1 protein-coding gene is annotated in these 314 nt (G+C 72.0%); it reads right to left on the reverse strand.

What is annotated here, in order from left to right; all coding sequences use genetic code 11:
- Nucleotides 1–314 (reverse strand): transposase (locus ACTQ1E_RS08945; protein ID WP_441565912.1); only part of this gene is annotated, 314 nt, incomplete at both ends.

A 314-nucleotide genomic window follows, 5' to 3' on the forward strand; every position in this document is an offset into this window, starting at 1 on the left:
CCTCGAGCGCCCTGACCTCCTCGGGCGGCAGCTCGCCTTTGGCAGGCCTGCCGCGCTTGCCCTCGGGCCTGGGCCTGGCGGCCCTGGCGGCGGCCCTGGCGGCGTTCCACTCCTCGCAGCGCACGGCGTCGAGCGCGTCGTTCATCCACTGGACCACGTGGAAGGGGTCCATGACCCACCTCGCGTTGGGGCAGCGGCGCTTGACCAGCTGCCTTATCCACCTCGCGCCGTCGGCGGTCACCACCTCTATGGCGCGCCTCTGCTCGCGCGTGAGCTCGTCGAGGAACAGGTTGAGCACGTCCTTGCCGGTGCCC

It is taken from the genome of Collinsella sp. LCP21S3_C7 (genome assembly GCF_052118485.1).
GTDB lineage: Bacteria > Actinomycetota > Coriobacteriia > Coriobacteriales > Coriobacteriaceae > Collinsella.